Origin of the sequence: Streptomyces sp. NPDC006294, from assembly GCF_042870895.1 — a bacterium.
Classification (GTDB): Bacteria; Actinomycetota; Actinomycetes; order Streptomycetales; family Streptomycetaceae; genus Streptomyces.
Genome location: NZ_JBIAHV010000005.1, coordinates 97,847 through 113,192, shown reverse-complemented (window position 1 = coordinate 113,192; position 15,346 = coordinate 97,847). Strand labels below are relative to the sequence as shown.

The 15,346-nt window shown below is 71.2% G+C and carries 16 protein-coding genes and 2 pseudogenes; 17 read left to right on the top strand and 1 reads right to left on the bottom strand.

The window, feature by feature from the left end; translation table 11 throughout:
- Positions 1–72 precede the first annotated feature (72 nt).
- The 14 genes and pseudogenes from rimM (at position 73) to ACFYOP_RS10265 (ending at position 11,444) form a co-directional block, all read left to right on the top strand.
- On the top strand, positions 73–630 hold the full coding sequence (rimM, locus tag ACFYOP_RS10330; RefSeq protein WP_356895626.1) for a ribosome maturation factor RimM: 558 nt from the start codon (positions 73–75) through the stop codon (positions 628–630).
- Entirely contained in the window at positions 630–1,451 is an 822-nt protein-coding gene (gene trmD / locus ACFYOP_RS10325; protein WP_356895628.1) for a tRNA (guanosine(37)-N1)-methyltransferase TrmD, read from the top strand. Before rimM ends, trmD begins: the two co-directional genes overlap by 1 nt.
- 128 nt (positions 1,452–1,579) lie before the next feature.
- Positions 1,580–1,927 (top strand): 50S ribosomal protein L19, encoded by a 348-nt coding sequence (gene rplS, locus ACFYOP_RS10320; RefSeq protein ID WP_356895630.1) that lies wholly within the window; start codon positions 1,580–1,582, stop codon positions 1,925–1,927.
- A 74-nt stretch (positions 1,928–2,001) separates the two neighbouring features.
- Positions 2,002–2,823, top strand: a complete 822-nt coding sequence (gene lepB, locus ACFYOP_RS10315; protein WP_356895632.1) for a signal peptidase I — start codon at positions 2,002–2,004, stop codon at positions 2,821–2,823.
- A pseudogene (gene lepB, locus ACFYOP_RS10310) lies at positions 2,816–3,818 on the top strand (signal peptidase I); the annotation flags it as partial. The gene lepB (ACFYOP_RS10315) and the pseudogene lepB (ACFYOP_RS10310), both read left to right, overlap by 8 nt.
- On the top strand, positions 3,793–4,728 hold the full coding sequence (gene lepB, locus ACFYOP_RS10305) for a signal peptidase I (RefSeq protein WP_356895782.1): 936 nt from the start codon (positions 3,793–3,795) through the stop codon (positions 4,726–4,728). The pseudogene lepB (ACFYOP_RS10310) and the gene lepB (ACFYOP_RS10305), both read left to right, overlap by 26 nt.
- Positions 4,729–4,802: 74 nt before the next feature.
- Positions 4,803–5,543, top strand: coding sequence for a signal peptidase I (lepB, locus tag ACFYOP_RS10300; RefSeq protein ID WP_356895634.1), 741 nt, complete (start codon positions 4,803–4,805; stop codon positions 5,541–5,543).
- A complete protein-coding gene (locus ACFYOP_RS10295) occupies positions 5,533–6,036 on the top strand; it encodes an NUDIX hydrolase (protein ID WP_356895636.1) in 504 nt (167 codons plus the stop codon). The genes lepB (ACFYOP_RS10300) and ACFYOP_RS10295 overlap by 11 nt, the downstream gene beginning before the upstream one ends.
- Before the next feature lie 56 nt (positions 6,037–6,092).
- The gene (locus ACFYOP_RS10290) at positions 6,093–6,401 is read left to right on the top strand and encodes a DUF2469 domain-containing protein (RefSeq protein ID WP_005311352.1); all 309 of its coding nucleotides are present in this window, start codon (positions 6,093–6,095) and stop codon (positions 6,399–6,401) included.
- Positions 6,402–6,564: 163 nt separating this feature from the next.
- Positions 6,565–6,927, top strand: coding sequence for a YraN family protein (locus ACFYOP_RS10285; RefSeq protein WP_356895638.1), 363 nt, complete (start codon positions 6,565–6,567; stop codon positions 6,925–6,927).
- Positions 6,927–8,552 (top strand): YifB family Mg chelatase-like AAA ATPase, encoded by a 1,626-nt coding sequence (locus ACFYOP_RS10280; protein WP_356895640.1) that lies wholly within the window; start codon positions 6,927–6,929, stop codon positions 8,550–8,552. Before ACFYOP_RS10285 ends, ACFYOP_RS10280 begins: the two co-directional genes overlap by 1 nt.
- On the top strand, positions 8,549–9,733 hold the full coding sequence (gene dprA, locus ACFYOP_RS10275) for a DNA-processing protein DprA (protein ID WP_356895642.1): 1,185 nt from the start codon (positions 8,549–8,551) through the stop codon (positions 9,731–9,733). Before ACFYOP_RS10280 ends, dprA begins: the two co-directional genes overlap by 4 nt.
- A gap of 243 nt (positions 9,734–9,976) precedes the next feature.
- Entirely contained in the window at positions 9,977–10,813 is an 837-nt protein-coding gene (gene whiG, locus ACFYOP_RS10270) for an RNA polymerase sigma factor WhiG (RefSeq protein ID WP_356895644.1), read from the top strand.
- A gap of 73 nt (positions 10,814–10,886) precedes the next feature.
- The gene (locus ACFYOP_RS10265) at positions 10,887–11,444 is read left to right on the top strand and encodes a TetR/AcrR family transcriptional regulator (protein WP_356895784.1); all 558 of its coding nucleotides are present in this window, start codon (positions 10,887–10,889) and stop codon (positions 11,442–11,444) included.
- A 181-nt stretch (positions 11,445–11,625) separates the two neighbouring features.
- On the opposite strand, the pseudogene ACFYOP_RS10260 reads toward ACFYOP_RS10265, so the two are convergent.
- Positions 11,626–12,213 (bottom strand): annotated as a pseudogene (locus ACFYOP_RS10260) (peptidoglycan DD-metalloendopeptidase family protein); the annotation flags it as partial.
- 260 nt (positions 12,214–12,473) lie between these two features.
- On the opposite strand from ACFYOP_RS10260, the gene rpsB reads away from it, so the two are divergent.
- The 3 genes from rpsB to pyrH all read left to right on the top strand — a co-directional run bounded on the left by rpsB (position 12,474) and on the right by pyrH (position 15,274).
- Positions 12,474–13,409, top strand: coding sequence for a 30S ribosomal protein S2 (rpsB, locus tag ACFYOP_RS10255; protein WP_356895646.1), 936 nt, complete (start codon positions 12,474–12,476; stop codon positions 13,407–13,409).
- Positions 13,410–13,514: 105 nt separating this feature from the next.
- Positions 13,515–14,351, top strand: a complete 837-nt coding sequence (gene tsf / locus ACFYOP_RS10250; RefSeq protein ID WP_356895648.1) for a translation elongation factor Ts — start codon at positions 13,515–13,517, stop codon at positions 14,349–14,351.
- A gap of 158 nt (positions 14,352–14,509) precedes the next feature.
- Positions 14,510–15,274 (top strand): UMP kinase, encoded by a 765-nt coding sequence (gene pyrH, locus ACFYOP_RS10245; protein ID WP_037776247.1) that lies wholly within the window; start codon positions 14,510–14,512, stop codon positions 15,272–15,274.
- Positions 15,275–15,346: the final 72 nt, after the last annotated feature.

Sequence of the window (15,346 nt, the reverse complement as noted above, 5' to 3'; positions counted from 1 at the left end):
GTTGCGCCGGCTCGGGCCGGGGAGGGCCGTCGGCCCTCCCCGGCCCGTAGTCGTATCGAAGGAGACATTCAGGTGCAGCTGGTAGTGGCGCGGATCGGCCGGGCCCACGGGATCAAGGGCGAAGTCACCGTCGAGGTGCGCACGGACGAGCCGGAGCTGCGGCTCGGGCCCGGCGCCGTGCTGGCCACCGACCCGGCCGCAGTCGGGCCGTTGACCATCGAGAGCGGCAGGGTGCACAGCGGACGGCTGCTGCTGCGCTTCGAGGGCGTGGCCGACCGCACCGCGGCGGAGGCGCTGCGCAACACCCTGCTCATCGCCGAGGTCGACCCGGAGGAACTGCCGGAGGAGCCCGACGAGTACTACGACCACCAGCTGATGGACCTGGACGTGGTGCTCGCGGACGGCACGGAGGTCGGCCGGATCACCGAGATCAGCCATCTGCCGTCGCAGGACCTGTTCATCGTCGAACGGCCCGACGGCAGCGAGGTGATGATCCCGTTCGTCCAGGAGATCGTCACCGAGATCGACCTGGAGGAGCAGCGGGCCGTGATCGACCCGCCGCGCGGGCTCCTCGACGAGGGCGAGGCAGAGGTCGCCTCCAGCCGCGACGCCGCGGAGGACGGGTCCTGATGCGGCTCGACGTCGTCACGATCTTCCCCGAGTACCTGGAACCGCTGAACGTCTCGCTGGTCGGCAAGGCCCGCGCCCGCGGACAGCTCGGCGTCCACGTCCACGACCTGCGCGAGTGGACGTACGACCGGCACAACACCGTCGACGACACCCCGTACGGCGGCGGGCCCGGCATGGTCATGAAGACGGAGCCGTGGGGCGAGGCCCTCGACGACGTCCTGGCGAGCGGCTACGAGTCGGGCGCCCACGGCCCCGCGCTGGTGGTCCCCACCCCCAGCGGACGTCCCTTCACCCAGGAACTGGCCGTGGAGCTCTCCGAGCGCCCCTGGCTGATCTTCACCCCCGCGCGCTACGAGGGCATCGACCGCCGGGTCGTGGACGAGTACGCGACCCGGATGCCGGTCTTCGAGGTGTCCATCGGGGACTACGTGCTGGCCGGCGGCGAGGCGGCCGTGCTGGTCGTCACCGAGGCCGTCGCACGTCTGCTGCCGGGCGTGCTCGGCAACGCCGAGTCCCACCGGGACGACTCCTTCGCACCGGGCGCGATGGCGAACCTGCTGGAGGGCCCCGTCTACACCAAGCCCCCCGTGTGGCGCGGGCGCGAGATCCCCGAGGTGCTGGTCAGCGGCCACCACGGCAGGATCGCGCGCTGGCGGCGGGACGAGGCGCTGACCCGTACGGCCCGCAACCGGCCCGACCTGATCGAGCGCTGCGACCCGGCGGCCTTCGACAAGAAGGACCGGGAGACCCTGTCGATCCTCGGCTGGGCGCCGGAGCCGGGCGGCCGATTTTGGCGCAGGCCGCAGACCGTGGAAGAATGAGCCGCTGCTGTACGTCCGGCCGGCGCCCCTGCCACAGGGGGAACGACGCCCGCCCGGCGCGCGAGCACCCTTTTCTCATCACGACATTCCGCTGATGACCTGTGGCATCGGCGAGGAAGCAGACCACCATGGCTCACCTGCTCGACAGCGTCAACGCGGCTTCGCTGCGCAGCGACGTCCCGGCCTTCCGTCCCGGTGACACCGTGAACGTCCACGTTCGCGTCATCGAGGGCAACCGCTCCCGTATCCAGCAGTTCAAGGGCGTCGTCATCCGCCGCCAGGGCGCGGGCGTGAGCGAGACCTTCACGGTCCGCAAGGTCTCCTTCTCCGTCGGCGTCGAGCGCACCTTCCCGGTGCACAGCCCGATCTTCGAGAAGATCGAGCTCGTCACCCGCGGTGACGTCCGTCGCGCCAAGCTGTACTACCTCCGTGAGCTGCGCGGCAAGGCCGCGAAGATCAAGGAGAAGCGCGACTGACGAGCCTGAGCTCACAGCCGCGACGACGCTTCGGATCCACCGGTCACAGGGCGGCCGGATAAGCTCTGGCACCGATGGACACCCAAGCACCGCACACGGAGCGCGATCGCTCTTCCACCCCCGGGGACGGGGACGGGGAAGAGGGATCGCGCTCCGTGCGTCGTTCCCGCGCCTCCCGTTTTTCCCGGCGTTTCCGGCTTTTCCGGGGCGGTGCCGGCCGTGGGCCGATGTCGCTGCGTACGGCCGGCTGGATCGGAGCCGCCTGCGCGGTCTTCGTGCTGCTGCTGAACCACTTCCTGATCCAGCCCTTCCAGATCCCCAGCGGCTCCATGGAGCCGACGCTCCAGGTCGGGGACCGGGTGCTGGTGAACAAGCTGGCGTACGGTTCCGGGGCGGAGCCCCGGCGCGGAGACGTGATCGTCTTCGACGGCGCGGGCTCCTTCGTACCGGAGGAACTGACTGAAAATCCGGTCAGTTCCGTAGTACGAGAGGGGCTCGCCGTATTCGGACTCGCCGAGCCGGCCGAGACCGATTTCGTGAAACGGGTGGTGGGCGTGGGTCGTGACCGCGTTGTCTGCTGCGACGAGGGGGGCAGGGTCGAGGTGAACGGGGTACCGGTCGAAGAGACGTATCTGCACCCCGACGGCGTGCCGTCGGAGGTGGCGTTCGACATCGTCGTCCCCGAGGGGACGCTCTGGGTCATGGGCGACCACCGCAGCAACTCGAGCGACTCCAGGGACCACCTCGGCCGGCCCGGCGGCGGGATGGTGCCCGTGGACATGGTGATCGGCCGGGTCGACTGGATCGGCTGGCCCGTCGGCCGCTGGTCCGGCATCGAGACGACGGAGGCGTACTCCGGCGTCCCCGACGCGCCCCCGGGCGGCGCCCATGGGTAAACGCGGGCGCAGCCCCAGCCACCGGGCGGACACCCGGCTGCCGACCGGGACCCGGCCCACCGATGGGGCCCGGTCGCTGCCCGGCCGGGCCGAGCGGCGCCGGCTGGCACAGAAGGTCAGGCGCAAGCGCCGCCGTTCCGCGGTGAAGGAGATACCTGTCCTGATCACGGTCGCGCTGCTCATAGCCCTGGTGCTGAAGACGTTCCTGGTGCAGGCCTTCGTGATCCCGTCGGGCTCCATGGAGCAGACGATCAGGATCGAGGACCGGGTGCTGGTCGACAAACTCACCCCGTGGTTCGGTTCGAAGCCGGAGCGGGGCGACGTCGTCGTGTTCAAGGACCCCGGGGGCTGGCTGCCGCCGGAGGAGACGCCGGCACAGGACGATCCGGTCGTGATCAAGCAGGCCAAGCAGCTGCTGACCTTCATCGGGCTGCTGCCGTCGGACGACGAACGGGACCTCATCAAGCGGGTGGTGGCCGTCGGCGGGGACCGGGTCGTCTGCTGCGACAAGGACCGCAGGGTCACCGTCAACGGTGTGGCGCTGAACGAACCCTATCTGCATCCGGACGACGTTCCCTCGTCGATGCGGTTCGACGTGAAGGTGCCCGCCGGGCGGCTCTTCGTGATGGGGGACCACCGGTCGAACTCCGCCGATTCGCGTTTCCACCTCGACGAGGAGGGCAGTGGAACGGTCGCGGAGGACCGCGTCGTCGGCAGGGCGGTCGTGATCGCCTGGCCGCTGGACCACTGGCGGCAGCTGGAGGAGCCGGAGACGTACGCATCCGTGCCCAACGCGCGCGCCGGGACGACGGCGGCACAGTCGCCGTCGAATAGTCTGTCCTCCCAGGACCACAACGGAATGGTCCTGCTCCCGACCCCTGCGGAACTCCCGCTCGTTATGGGAGTGGTGGGCCTGTACCTGATTCGGCACAGGCGGTTCGCACGGCGTGAGGAGTGGATGTGGGGGACGTGGCGGTCGGCGCACGGTCCGGGCATGACGATCCCGAGGAGAGGCGCGGGCTTCCCGAGACGCCCCCGGGGGTGACGGACGACCCACCGCCGCCGACCGGCGGCGACGGTGGCGGTGGCGATGGCGGCGACAGTGACGGCGACTCCCCGGAGGGCAGCGGTACGGACCGGAAGAAGCAGAAGTCCTTCTGGAAGGAACTGCCGCTCCTCGTCGGTATCGCACTGCTTCTCGCGCTGCTGATCAAGACCTTCCTGGTGCAGGCGTTCTCGATCCCGTCGGAATCGATGATGAACACCCTGCAGCGGGGCGACCGGGTGCTGGTGGACAAGCTCACCCCGTGGTTCGGCTCCGAGCCCGAGCGCGGCGAGGTCGTCGTCTTCCACGACCCCGGCGGCTGGCTGGAGGGCGAGCCCATCCCGGAGCCGAACGTCGTGCAGCGGTTCCTGAGCTTCATCGGCCTGATGCCGTCCGCGGAGGACAAGGACCTGATCAAGCGGACGATCGCGGTCGGCGGCGACACGGTGGAGTGCAAGAAGGGCGGCCCGGTCAAGGTCAACGGCGAGGCGCTCGACGAGCCGTACGTCTTCCCCGGCAGCTCGGCCTGCGACGACATGCCGTTCGGGCCCTTCAAGGTGCCGGACGACAAGATCTGGGTGATGGGTGACAACCGCCAGAACTCGCAGGACTCGCGCTACCACATGGAGGACGTGAACCAGGGCTTCGTCCCGGTCGACAAGGTCGTGGGCCGCGCCGTGGTGGTCGCCTGGCCGCTGGACCGCTGGTCCACCCTGCCGGTGCCGGACACCTTCGACCGTCCCGCGATCGGCGCCGCGGCCGCGGCGCTGCCCGCCGCCCCCGCGGCGCTCGGTCTGGTCGGCGCGGTGCCCGTGGTGCTGTGGCGCAGGAGGCTGACCGCCGGGCGTACCGCCGGGTAGGGTGCCGCCCAGATCGCCGACTCCCCGGGTGCCGGACTCCCGGGGGTCGTATCTCCGAGGTGGGGAGCGCAGTGATGGGCGGAACAGGACGAGACGACGGCCACGGCCGGCTGGGCAGTGCGCTGTCGGGGCTGGCCGTGGCCGTCGGCTGTGTGCTCTTCCTCGGTGGGTTCGTCTGGGGCGCTCTCGTCTACCAGCCGTACACCGTGCCGACGGAGTCGATGGCGCCGACCGTGCAGGCGGGTGACCGGGTGCTGGCCGAGCGCATCGACGGCGACGAGGTGCGCCGCGGGGACGTCGTCGTCTTCCGCGACAAGCAGTGGGGCGACGTGCCCATGATCAAACGGGTCGTGGGCGTGGGCGGCGACGAGATCGCGTGCTGCGACGGGGACGGCCGGCTGACGATCAACGGCAAGGCCGTCGAAGAACCGTATCTGCTGCAGACCGACCAGCCCGCGTCGCAGCAGTTCACGGCGACCGTGCCGGAGGGGCAGCTCTTCCTTCTCGGTGACGAGCGCCTCGGCTCGCTCGACTCCCGGTCGCACCTCCAGGAGCCGGGTCACGGCTCCGTGTCCCGCTCCGCCGTCTCCGCCCGGGTCGACGCCGTGGCCTGGCCCCTGGACGGCGGGATCGTCGAGCGCCCCGAGAGCTTCGCCGGCCTGCCGGGAGGGGTGTCGCGGCCCGGACCGGTCAAGCTCATGGCCGGATCGGCGGTGGCCGGCGCCCTGCTGATCGTCGGCGGGGCGGCGTACGGGCCGGTGGCGGCCCGCACGGGGCGCAAACGGCGCGCCAGGGCGGTCTCCGGTGTCGCCTGACACTCCGCTCTCCCGGCTGCGCAAGGTCTCCAGGGTCGTGCTCCTCGACCCTCGGGACCGCATCCTCCTCCTGCACGGGTACGAGCCGGCCGACCCGGCCGACGACTGGTGGTTCACCCCCGGCGGCGGCCTGGAGGGCGACGAGACCCGGGAGCAGGCGGCGCTGCGGGAGCTCGCGGAGGAGACCGGGATCATCGAGGTGGAACTGGGGCCGGTGCTGTGGCATCGGCACTGCTCGTTCCCCTTCGACGGCCGGCGCTGGGACCAGGACGAGTGGTACTTCCTGGGGCGTACGGACCGGACGGCGACGGCGCCCGCCGGGCTCACGGAGCTGGAGCGAAGGAGCGTCCGCGGTCTGAGGTGGTGGACCTCCGCCGAACTGTCGGCGGCGCGTGAGACGGTGTACCCGACCAGGCTCGCCGAGCTGCTGCGCACGCTGCTCGACGAGGGACCTCCCAGTGCGCCGGTGGTCCTGGACCCGGAAATCGTCTGAGGACCCAGGGTCACTGGCGCACAATGGGGGGACGCAAGGCTGAAGGGGAACATGCCATGAGCGCCGAGGACCTCGAGAAGTACGAGACCGAGATGGAGCTGAAGCTCTACCGGGAGTACCGAGATGTCGTCGGGCTGTTCAAATACGTGATCGAGACCGAGCGGCGCTTCTACCTCACCAACGATTACGAGATGCAGGTGCACTCGGTTCAGGGCGAGGTCTTCTTCGAGGTCTCGATGGCCGACGCATGGGTCTGGGACATGTACCGGCCGGCCAGGTTCGTCAAGCAGGTCCGGGTCCTCACCTTCAAGGACGTCAATATCGAGGAGCTGAACAAGAGCGACCTCGAACTTCCGGGGAGCTGAATCCGGGGCCGTGTCCGGAGCCGGATCCGGGCTGTGCCCGGGGCCAAATCCACTCCCGCGAGTGACGCGGTCGTCCACAGTCCGAGGGTTGTCCACAGTTCTCGACCAAGATCCACATTGACGGGTCGCACGCGTCAGAGTCGGTGCCGGAGGTGGTGCCGAAATGAACGCGACGGGGGCACTGGGACGGTACGGAGAGGACCTGGCCGCACGGCTGCTGACCAGGTCCGGCATGCGTCTGCTGGCGCGAAACTGGCGCTGCGGACGGGCCGGGGAGATCGACATCGTCGCCCGGGACGGCGACACGGTGGTGGTCTGCGAGGTCAAGACCCGCAGAGCCGGAGCCTATGAGCATCCGATGGCCGCGATCACGCCGGTGAAGGCCCGGCGCCTTCGACGGCTCGCCGAGTGCTGGGTGGAGCGGCACGGCGGCGCGCCGCCGGGCGGAGTGCGCATCGACCTCGTGGGCGTGATGCTGCCCAGGCGCGGCGCCGCTGTCGTCGAACATGCCCGCGGGGTGGCGTGATGGGGTTCGCGCGAGCGTGTTCCGTGGCCCTGGTGGGTGTCGAGGGCGTGGTCGTCGAGGTCCAGGCGGGCCTGGAGCCGGGCGTCGCCGCCTTCACGCTGGTGGGCCTGCCCGACAAGAGCCTGGTCGAGAGCCGCGACCGGGTCAGGGCGGCCGTGGTGAACTCGGGAGCCGAGTGGCCGCAGAAGAAGCTCACCGTGGGGCTCAGCCCGGCGTCCGTGCCGAAGGGCGGCAGCGGTTTCGACCTCGCGGTGGCCTGCGCGGTCCTGGGCGCGGCCGAGCGGATCGACGCGCGGCAGATCGCCGACCTCGTGCTCATCGGTGAGCTCGGGCTCGACGGACGGGTCAGACCGGTGCGCGGAGTGCTCCCCGCGGTGCTCGCGGCGGCGGAAGCCGGGTACGAACACGTGGTCGTGCCCGAACGGACCGCCGGCGAGGCATCGCTCGTACCCGGGATCTCGGTCCTCGGCGTGCGCAGCCTGCGCCAGCTCATCGCCGTGCTCGCCGACGAGCCGGTACCGGACGAGGAGCCCGTCGAGGAAGGCAGACCCGACGCCATGCTGGCGGGCCTGCTGGTGCCGGGCGCGGGCGTCGGCACGGGACTGTCGGCCGCTCCCGGCGAAGGGCCGGACCTCGCCGATGTCGCGGGCCAGCACCGGGCGCGCACCGGACTGGAGGTCGCGGCGGCCGGCGGCCATCATCTGCTGCTCTCCGGCCCGCCCGGCGCGGGCAAGACCATGCTGGCCGAGCGGCTGCCCGGTGTACTGCCGCCGCTGACCCGCCGGGAATCACTCGAAGTGACGGCGGTGCACTCGGTGGCGGGCATCCTGCCGCCGGGCGAGCCGCTGGTGCGCACCGCGCCGTACTGCGCCCCGCACCACTCGGCGACGATGCAGTCGCTGGTGGGCGGCGGCAACGGCCTGCCGAAACCGGGCGCCGTCTCGCTCGCCCACCGGGGCCTGCTCTTCCTGGACGAGGCCCCGGAATTCTCCGGTAAGGCGCTGGACGCGCTGCGGCAGCCACTGGAGTCCGGCCATGTCGTCGTGGCCAGGAGCGGGGGAGTGGTGCGCCTGCCGGCGAGGTTCCTGCTGATACTGGCCGCCAACCCCTGTCCCTGCGGCCGGCACACCCTCCACGGGGTCGGCTGCGAATGCTCGGTCGCGGCCATCCGGCGCTACCAGGCCCGGCTGTCGGGGCCGCTGCTGGACCGTGTCGACCTGCGGATCGAGGTCGAGCCGGTGAGCCGGTCCGACCTCCTCGGCCAGGGCGGCCGCGGCGAGTCCACGAGTGTTGTCGCGGACCGGGTACGAGAGGCGAGGGACCGCGCCGCGGCCCGGCTGGAGGGCACACCGTGGAGCGTCAACAGCGAGGTCCCCGGCCATGAACTGCGGACCCGCTGGACCGTGGCCCCCGGCGCCCTGGCAGCCGCCGAGCGGGACGTGGAGCGCGGCATCCTCACGGCCCGCGGCCTCGACCGGGTGCTGCGGGTCGCCTGGACCGTCGCCGATCTGGCCGGGCGGGACCGTCCGGAACCGTGTGACGTGGCGCTGGCGCTGGAGCTGCGGACCGGCATCGCGAGAGGCGTACCGGCGGGAGCGGCCGCGAGGTCCGGAGGCGGGTCATGACGGCGCCGGCGGTCGCCCAGGGGCCGCCGGACGTACGGGAGCGGACGGCCCGGGCGGCCCTGACGCGCATCCTGGAACCGGGCGACGAACACGGCGGACGGTGGCTGCGCGAGTTCGGCGCCCAGGAGCTGCTGGACCGGCTGACATCGGAGGACTGCCCGGCCGACGCCTTGCCCGGCGTCAGCGAGCGGCGGGCGCAGGGGCTGCGGGCCCGTGCCGTCGGGGTGGAGCCGGAGCGAGACCTGGAGGCGATCCGGGCGGCCGGCGGCCGGTTCGTGGTGCCCGGCGACACCGAGTGGCCGAGCCAGCTCGACGACCTCCGCGACGCGAGACCCGTCGGTCTGTGGGTCCGGGGCCGGCCGGACCTGAGGATGTGGGCGCTGCGCTCGGTCGCGGTGGTCGGGGCGCGGGCCTGCACACCGTACGGGGCGCACATGGCGGCCGCTCTCGGCTCCGGTCTCGCGGAGCGCGGCTGGGTCGTGGTGTCGGGGGCGGCGTTCGGCGTGGACGGGTCCGCGCACCGCGGCGCGCTGGCCGCGGGGGGCGCCACGGTTGCGGTCCTCGCCTGCGGCGTCGACGTGGCCTATCCCCGCGGTCACGGCCAATTGATCGGACGCATCGTCGAACAGGGGCTCGTCGTCGGGGAGTTGCCGCCCGGTGATCATCCGACGGCCAGCAGATTCGTCATGCGCAACCGCGTCATCGCCGCGTTGACGAGAGGCACCGTCGTGGTCGAGGCCGAGTACCGCAGCGGCTCGCTGGTCACCGCGCGCGGCGCCCAGCGGCTGGGCCGCTGCACGATGGGCGTGCCCGGCCCTGCCACCAGCGGTCTGTCGGCCGGTGTCCACGAACTGCTGCGCGGAGAGGGCGTGCTGGTCACCGACGCGGCGGAAGTGGTCGAACTCGTCGGCGACATGGGCGAGCTGGCCCCGCCGCGCAGCGGCCCGGTGGTGCCCAGGGACCTGCTGGACCCGGCCGGCAGACGGGTGCTCGAGGCACTGCCGGCCGGGGGCGCACTCGCCGTCCGGGACGCCGCCCGTGGCGCCGGTACGACCGTGGACGAGGCCCTCGGCAAGCTGTACGAACTGCATTCACTCGGATTCGTGGAACGCGAGGGTGAGGGATGGCGGCTGACGCGCGGACCCCGCCCTGGTTCGAACGCACGGCGAGGCGGTGCTTGACCTCGGGCATTCGGGTGAAAAGGTGAAGCCGATGACCTCTGAGGGCCGGTCGGCGGGACCTGAGGGGCCGGTGCGCTGGGCATCGGCCCCGGTTCGAAGGTGTGGACGAGGGCGAATACCCGAGCAGGTTCCTGTCGCCCGCCTTCGCCCACCGCGACCGTCCAGTCACGCTACGCTCACCGGATTCCGGGCCCAGGCGGCCCCTCCCCGCTCCCCTCACAGCAGAACGGCTCAAGGCAACGCATGCCCCAGCACACCTCCGGGTCTGACCGCGCGGCAGCGCCACCCGCTGCCCGTGGCGCCGTGCGGCCCGCCGCACCCTCGTCGCTCGAGGAGTTGTGGCGGTCGTACAAGGCCACGGGTGACGACCGGCTGCGGGAACAGCTGATCCTGCACTACTCACCGCTGGTCAAATACGTCGCAGGCCGGGTGAGTGTGGGCCTGCCGTCCAACGTCGAGCAGGCGGACTTCGTCTCCTCCGGGGTCTTCGGACTCATCGACGCGATCGAGAAGTTCGACATCGACCGCTCGATCAAGTTCGAGACGTACGCCATCACCCGGATCCGCGGCGCGATGATCGACGAACTGCGCGCGCTGGACTGGATCCCGCGGTCGGTGCGGCAGAAGGCGCGGGCCGTCGAGCGGGCGTACGCGACGCTCGAGGCGCAGTTGCGGCGTACTCCTTCCGAGTGCGAGGTCGCCGCGGAGATGGGCGTCGCTGTCGAGGAACTACACGCTGTTTTCAGCCAGTTGTCGCTCGCCAACGTGGTGGCCCTGGAGGAGCTGCTGCACGGCGGCGGCGAGGGCGGCGAGAGCCTCAGCCTCATGGACACGCTCGAGGACACCGCGGCCGACAACCCGGTGGAGGTGGCGGAGGACCGCGAACTGCGCAGGCTTCTCGCCCGTGCCATCAACACCCTGCCCGACCGCGAGAAGACCGTTGTCACGCTCTACTACTACGAGGGCCTCACCCTGGCCGAGATCGGGCATGTCCTCGGCGTCACGGAGAGCAGGGTCAGCCAGATCCACACCAAGTCGGTGCTGCAACTGCGGGCGAAGCTGGCCGACGTGGGACGGTGACCGGCCGGTGACTCTGGGATCGCCGGCGCGGCATCCGTAAAGTGGGGGCGTGCCAAGGATTCGAGCGGCCTCCGTGGCCGAGCACCGGACGATGCAGCGAAGCGCCCTGCTGGACGCCGCGCGCTCCCTCCTGTCCGAAGGCGGTACGGAGGCGCTGACCTTCCCCGCCCTCGCGGAGCGCACCGGCCTGGCGAGGTCCTCCGTGTACGAGTACTTCCGCTCGCGTGCCGCGGTCGTCGAAGAGCTCTGCGCGGTGGACTTCCCGGTCTGGGCGGCCGAGGTGGAGGCCGCCATGGGACGGGCCGAGACGCCGGAGGGCAAGGTCGAGGCGTATGTGCGCAGCCAGCTCGAGCTGGTCGGGGACCGGCGGCACCGGGCCGTCGTCGCGATCTCGGCCAGCGAGCTGGAGGCGGGCGCCCGCGAGAAGATCCGGGCCGCGCACGGCGGTCTGATCGCGATGATCGTCGAGGCGCTCGGCGAACTGGGCCAGGAACGGCCCCGGCTGACCGCGATGCTGCTGCAGGGCGTCGTGGACGCGGCGGTCCGCCGTATCGAGCTCGGCGCGGCCGAGGAGCCCGACGCCATCGCGGAAGCGGCGGTCGCGATGGTGCTCCGGGGCGTACGGGGCTGACCGGCGGTGTCCTCGCGGCGCCGGCAACGGCTCTGCCCGGTCGCCGCAGGGCGTGACGCGCCGCCAGGCAGACGAGCAGCAGCAGCCCGGCGTGCACCGCTCCGGCGGCTCCGCCGGTTCCTGCGGCGGCCGCCGGACGTGCGACGAGCCCCGGCCGAGCGTCCGCGGCTCGCGCCGTCGTCGGTTCCGGTACGCCGAAGACCGGGAGCAGCCGGGAGGGCGGCCGGCGCAGCATCCAGGGCGGCAGCAGCGTCAGCGGGTCCAGATACGCGGCGCCGCGGCGCAGCCCCCAGTGCAGACATCCCGCGCAGTGCGAGGCCCCCGGCTCCACGACGGCGACCGTCTGGCCGGCCCGCACCTCGGCGCCCTCCTCGACCAGCGGACGGACCGGTTCGTACGTGGTGCGCAGCGGCGGGTCACCCGTACCGGTGAGATTGATCGACACCACGCCCCGGCCCGCCACGGACCCGGCGAAGGAGACCGTGCCCGCGGCGGCGGCTCGTACGGGGGCGCCGGCCGCCGCTGCCAGGTCCACACCGCGGTGCCCCGGCCCGTACGGAGAGCTGGGCGGCTCCCACCCACGCACCACCACCGGCCGTGGCGCCCCGACGGGCCAGCTCCGCGCCTCGCCGTCGGCGGCCCGGGCCGCCGACGCGGGCAGGGCGGCGAGCAGCAGCACGACGAGCAGCACCACCCGCCAGGCCACGGCCCGAGCCACGACCACCACCCGAGCCCTCGCTGTCACGCCCACGCAAAACGTACGGTTCATGGACGGAACCGTCCCGCAGACCGCGCTCCGCCCGCTGATCATGGTCCGGTTCTGTGGACAACGGTCCCGTTGTGGACAGCGCCGTCACCCGGTAGGTCGGCGGTCCCGTACACTTCTTCTGGCGATCCGGGTCACCGGGTCGACTTCGCACGCCCCGCCACCACACCCTCACCCGGTCTGGTGGCCGCGCTCCTCGGTCCCTTGTGGCACGGCGCGTCGGGGCGTCAGGACATAACCGAGAAAAACAAGGAGATACGGCCATGGCCGTCGTCACGATGCGGGAGCTGCTGGAAAGCGGCGTCCACTTCGGTCACCAGACCCGTCGTTGGAACCCGAAGATGAAGCGATTCATCTTCACGGAGCGCAACGGCATCTACATCATCGACCTGCTCCAGTCGCTGTCGTACATCGACCGCGCCTACGAGTTCGTCAAGGAGACCGTCGCCCACGGCGGCTCCATCATGTTCGTCGGCACCAAGAAGCAGGCCCAGGAGGCCATCGCCGAGCAGGCGACGCGCGTCGGGATGCCGTACGTCAACCAGCGTTGGCTGGGCGGCATGCTCACCAACTTCTCCACCGTCTACAAGCGTCTGCAGCGCCTCAAGGAGCTCGAGCAGATCGACTTCGAGGATGTGGCCGCCTCCGGCCTCACCAAGAAGGAGCTCCTGGTCCTCTCGCGCGAGAAGGCGAAGCTGGAGAAGACCCTTGGTGGTATCCGCGAGATGCAGAAGGTGCCGAGCGCCGTCTGGATCGTCGACACCAAGAAGGAGCACATCGCCGTCGGTGAGGCGCGCAAGCTCCACATCCCGGTCGTCGCGATCCTCGACACCAACTGCGACCCGGACGAGGTCGACTACAAGATCCCGGGCAACGACGACGCGATCCGCTCCGTCACCCTGCTCACCCGCGTGATCGCCGACGCCGTCGCCGAGGGCCTCATCGCCCGTTCCGGCGCCGCCACCGGCGACTCCAAGCCGGGCGAGAAGGCCGCCGGCGAGCCCCTCGCCGAGTGGGAGCGTGACCTCCTCGAGGGCGAGAAGAAGGCCGACGGCGACGAGGCCGCCACCGAGGGCGAGTCCGCCGAGGCGCCTGCCGCCGAGGCCCCCGCCGCTGAGGCCCCGGCCGCTGAGGCTCCCGCTGCCGAGGCCCCGGCCGCCGAGGCCGAGAAGCCGGCCGCGGACGCCGAGCAGGCCTGACCTCACCGGTTCGGTAGTTGACGGCGGGGGCGGTGCCAGCAGGCACCGGCCCCGCCGCTCACCCGTAGATCTTCGACTTTCGACCTTCGAGAGAGATTCAAGGACATGGCGAACTACACCGCCGCTGACGTGAAGAAGCTCCGCGAGCTCACCGGCGCCGGCATGATGGACTGCAAGAAGGCGCTGGACGAGGCCGACGGCAGCGTCGACAAGGCCGTCGAGGCCCTGCGCATCAAGGGCCAGAAGGGCGTCGCCAAGCGCGAGGGCCGCTCCGCCGAGAACGGCGCCGTCGTCTCCCTGATCGCCGACGACAACACCTCCGGTGTGCTCGTCGAGCTGAAGTGCGAGACGGACTTCGTCGCCAAGGGTGACAAGTTCCAGGCCGTCGCCGGCGCGCTCGCCGCGCACGTCGCCAAGACCGCCCCGGCCGACCTCGAGGCGCTGCTTGCCTCCGAGATCGAGGCCGGCAAGACCGTCCAGGCGTACGTCGACGAGGCCAACGCCAACCTCGGCGAGAAGATCGTCCTGGACCGCTTCGCGCAGTTCTCCGGCGCCTACGTCGCGGCCTACATGCACCGCACCATGCCCGACCTGCCCCCGCAGATCGGTGTCCTGGTCGAGCTCGACAAGGCCGACGCGGACCTCGCCAAGGGCGTCGCGCAGCACATCGCCGCCTTCGCCCCGAAGTACCTCTCCCGCGAGGACGTCCCGGCCGAGGTCGTCGAGTCCGAGCGTCGCGTCGCCGAGGAGACCACGCGCGCCGAGGGCAAGCCCGAGGCCGCGCTCCCGAAGATCGTCGAGGGTCGCGTCAACGGCTTCTTCAAGGAGGCCACCCTCCTCGGCCAGCCGTACGCGCTGGACAACAAGAAGACGGTTCAGCAGGTGCTGAACGAGGCCGGTGTCACCCTGAAGCGCTTCAGCCGCATCAAGGTCGGCATCTGAGTCCGTACGCGACGGACACCGGACCCCGGTAGGGTCTGAAGCAGTCGTCGGCGTACGCGCCCGGCGATCGCAGATCTGACGAGGAGGCCATTGCCGTACGGGAAACCGCAAGGACCCACTGGCAATGGCCTTCTTCGTATGTGCACGAGGAGATCCCCATGAATCAGGGCGCCGCACAGAGCGACGACAACCACGGCAAAAAGTCCGGCCGCTTCATGCTGAAGCTGTCCGGTGAGGCGTTCGCCGGTGGCGGAGGCCTGGGCGTCGACCCCGACGTCGTACACGCCATCGCCCGCGAGATCGCCGCGGTCGTACGCGACGGAGCGGAGATCGCGGTCGTCATCGGCGGAGGCAACTTCTTCCGCGGGGCCGAGCTGCAGCAGCGCGGCATGGACCGGGCCCGCTCCGACTACATGGGCATGCTCGGCACGGTCATGAACTGCCTCGCCCTCCAGGACTTCCTGGAGAAGGAAGGCATCGACTCCCGCGTCCAGACCGCCATCACCATGGGCCAGGTCGCGGAGCCGTACATCCCGCTCCGCGCCGTGCGCCACCTGGAGAAGGGCCGTGTGGTCATCTTCGGCGCCGGTATGGGCATGCCGTACTTCTCCACCGACACCACCGCCGCGCAGCGGGCCCTGGAGATCGACGCCGAGGCCCTGCTCATGGGCAAGAACGGCGTCGACGGGGTCTACGACTCCGACCCCAAGACCAACGCGGACGCGGTGAAGTTCGACGCGCTGGAGTACGGCGAGGTGCTGTCGCGCAACCTCAAGGTCGCCGACGCCACCGCGATCACCCTCTGCCGCGACAACGCCCTGCCGATCCTCGTCTTCGAACTCCTCGCCGAAGGCAATATCGCCAGGGCCGTCAAGGGTGAGAAGATCGGCACGCTCGTGAGCGACCGGGGCACCCGGGCCTGATCCGGGGCGTCCCAAGAGGGATGGACAAAGTCCTGCCGGTCGGACACCGTGCAGGCAACACGCGACGCAGGT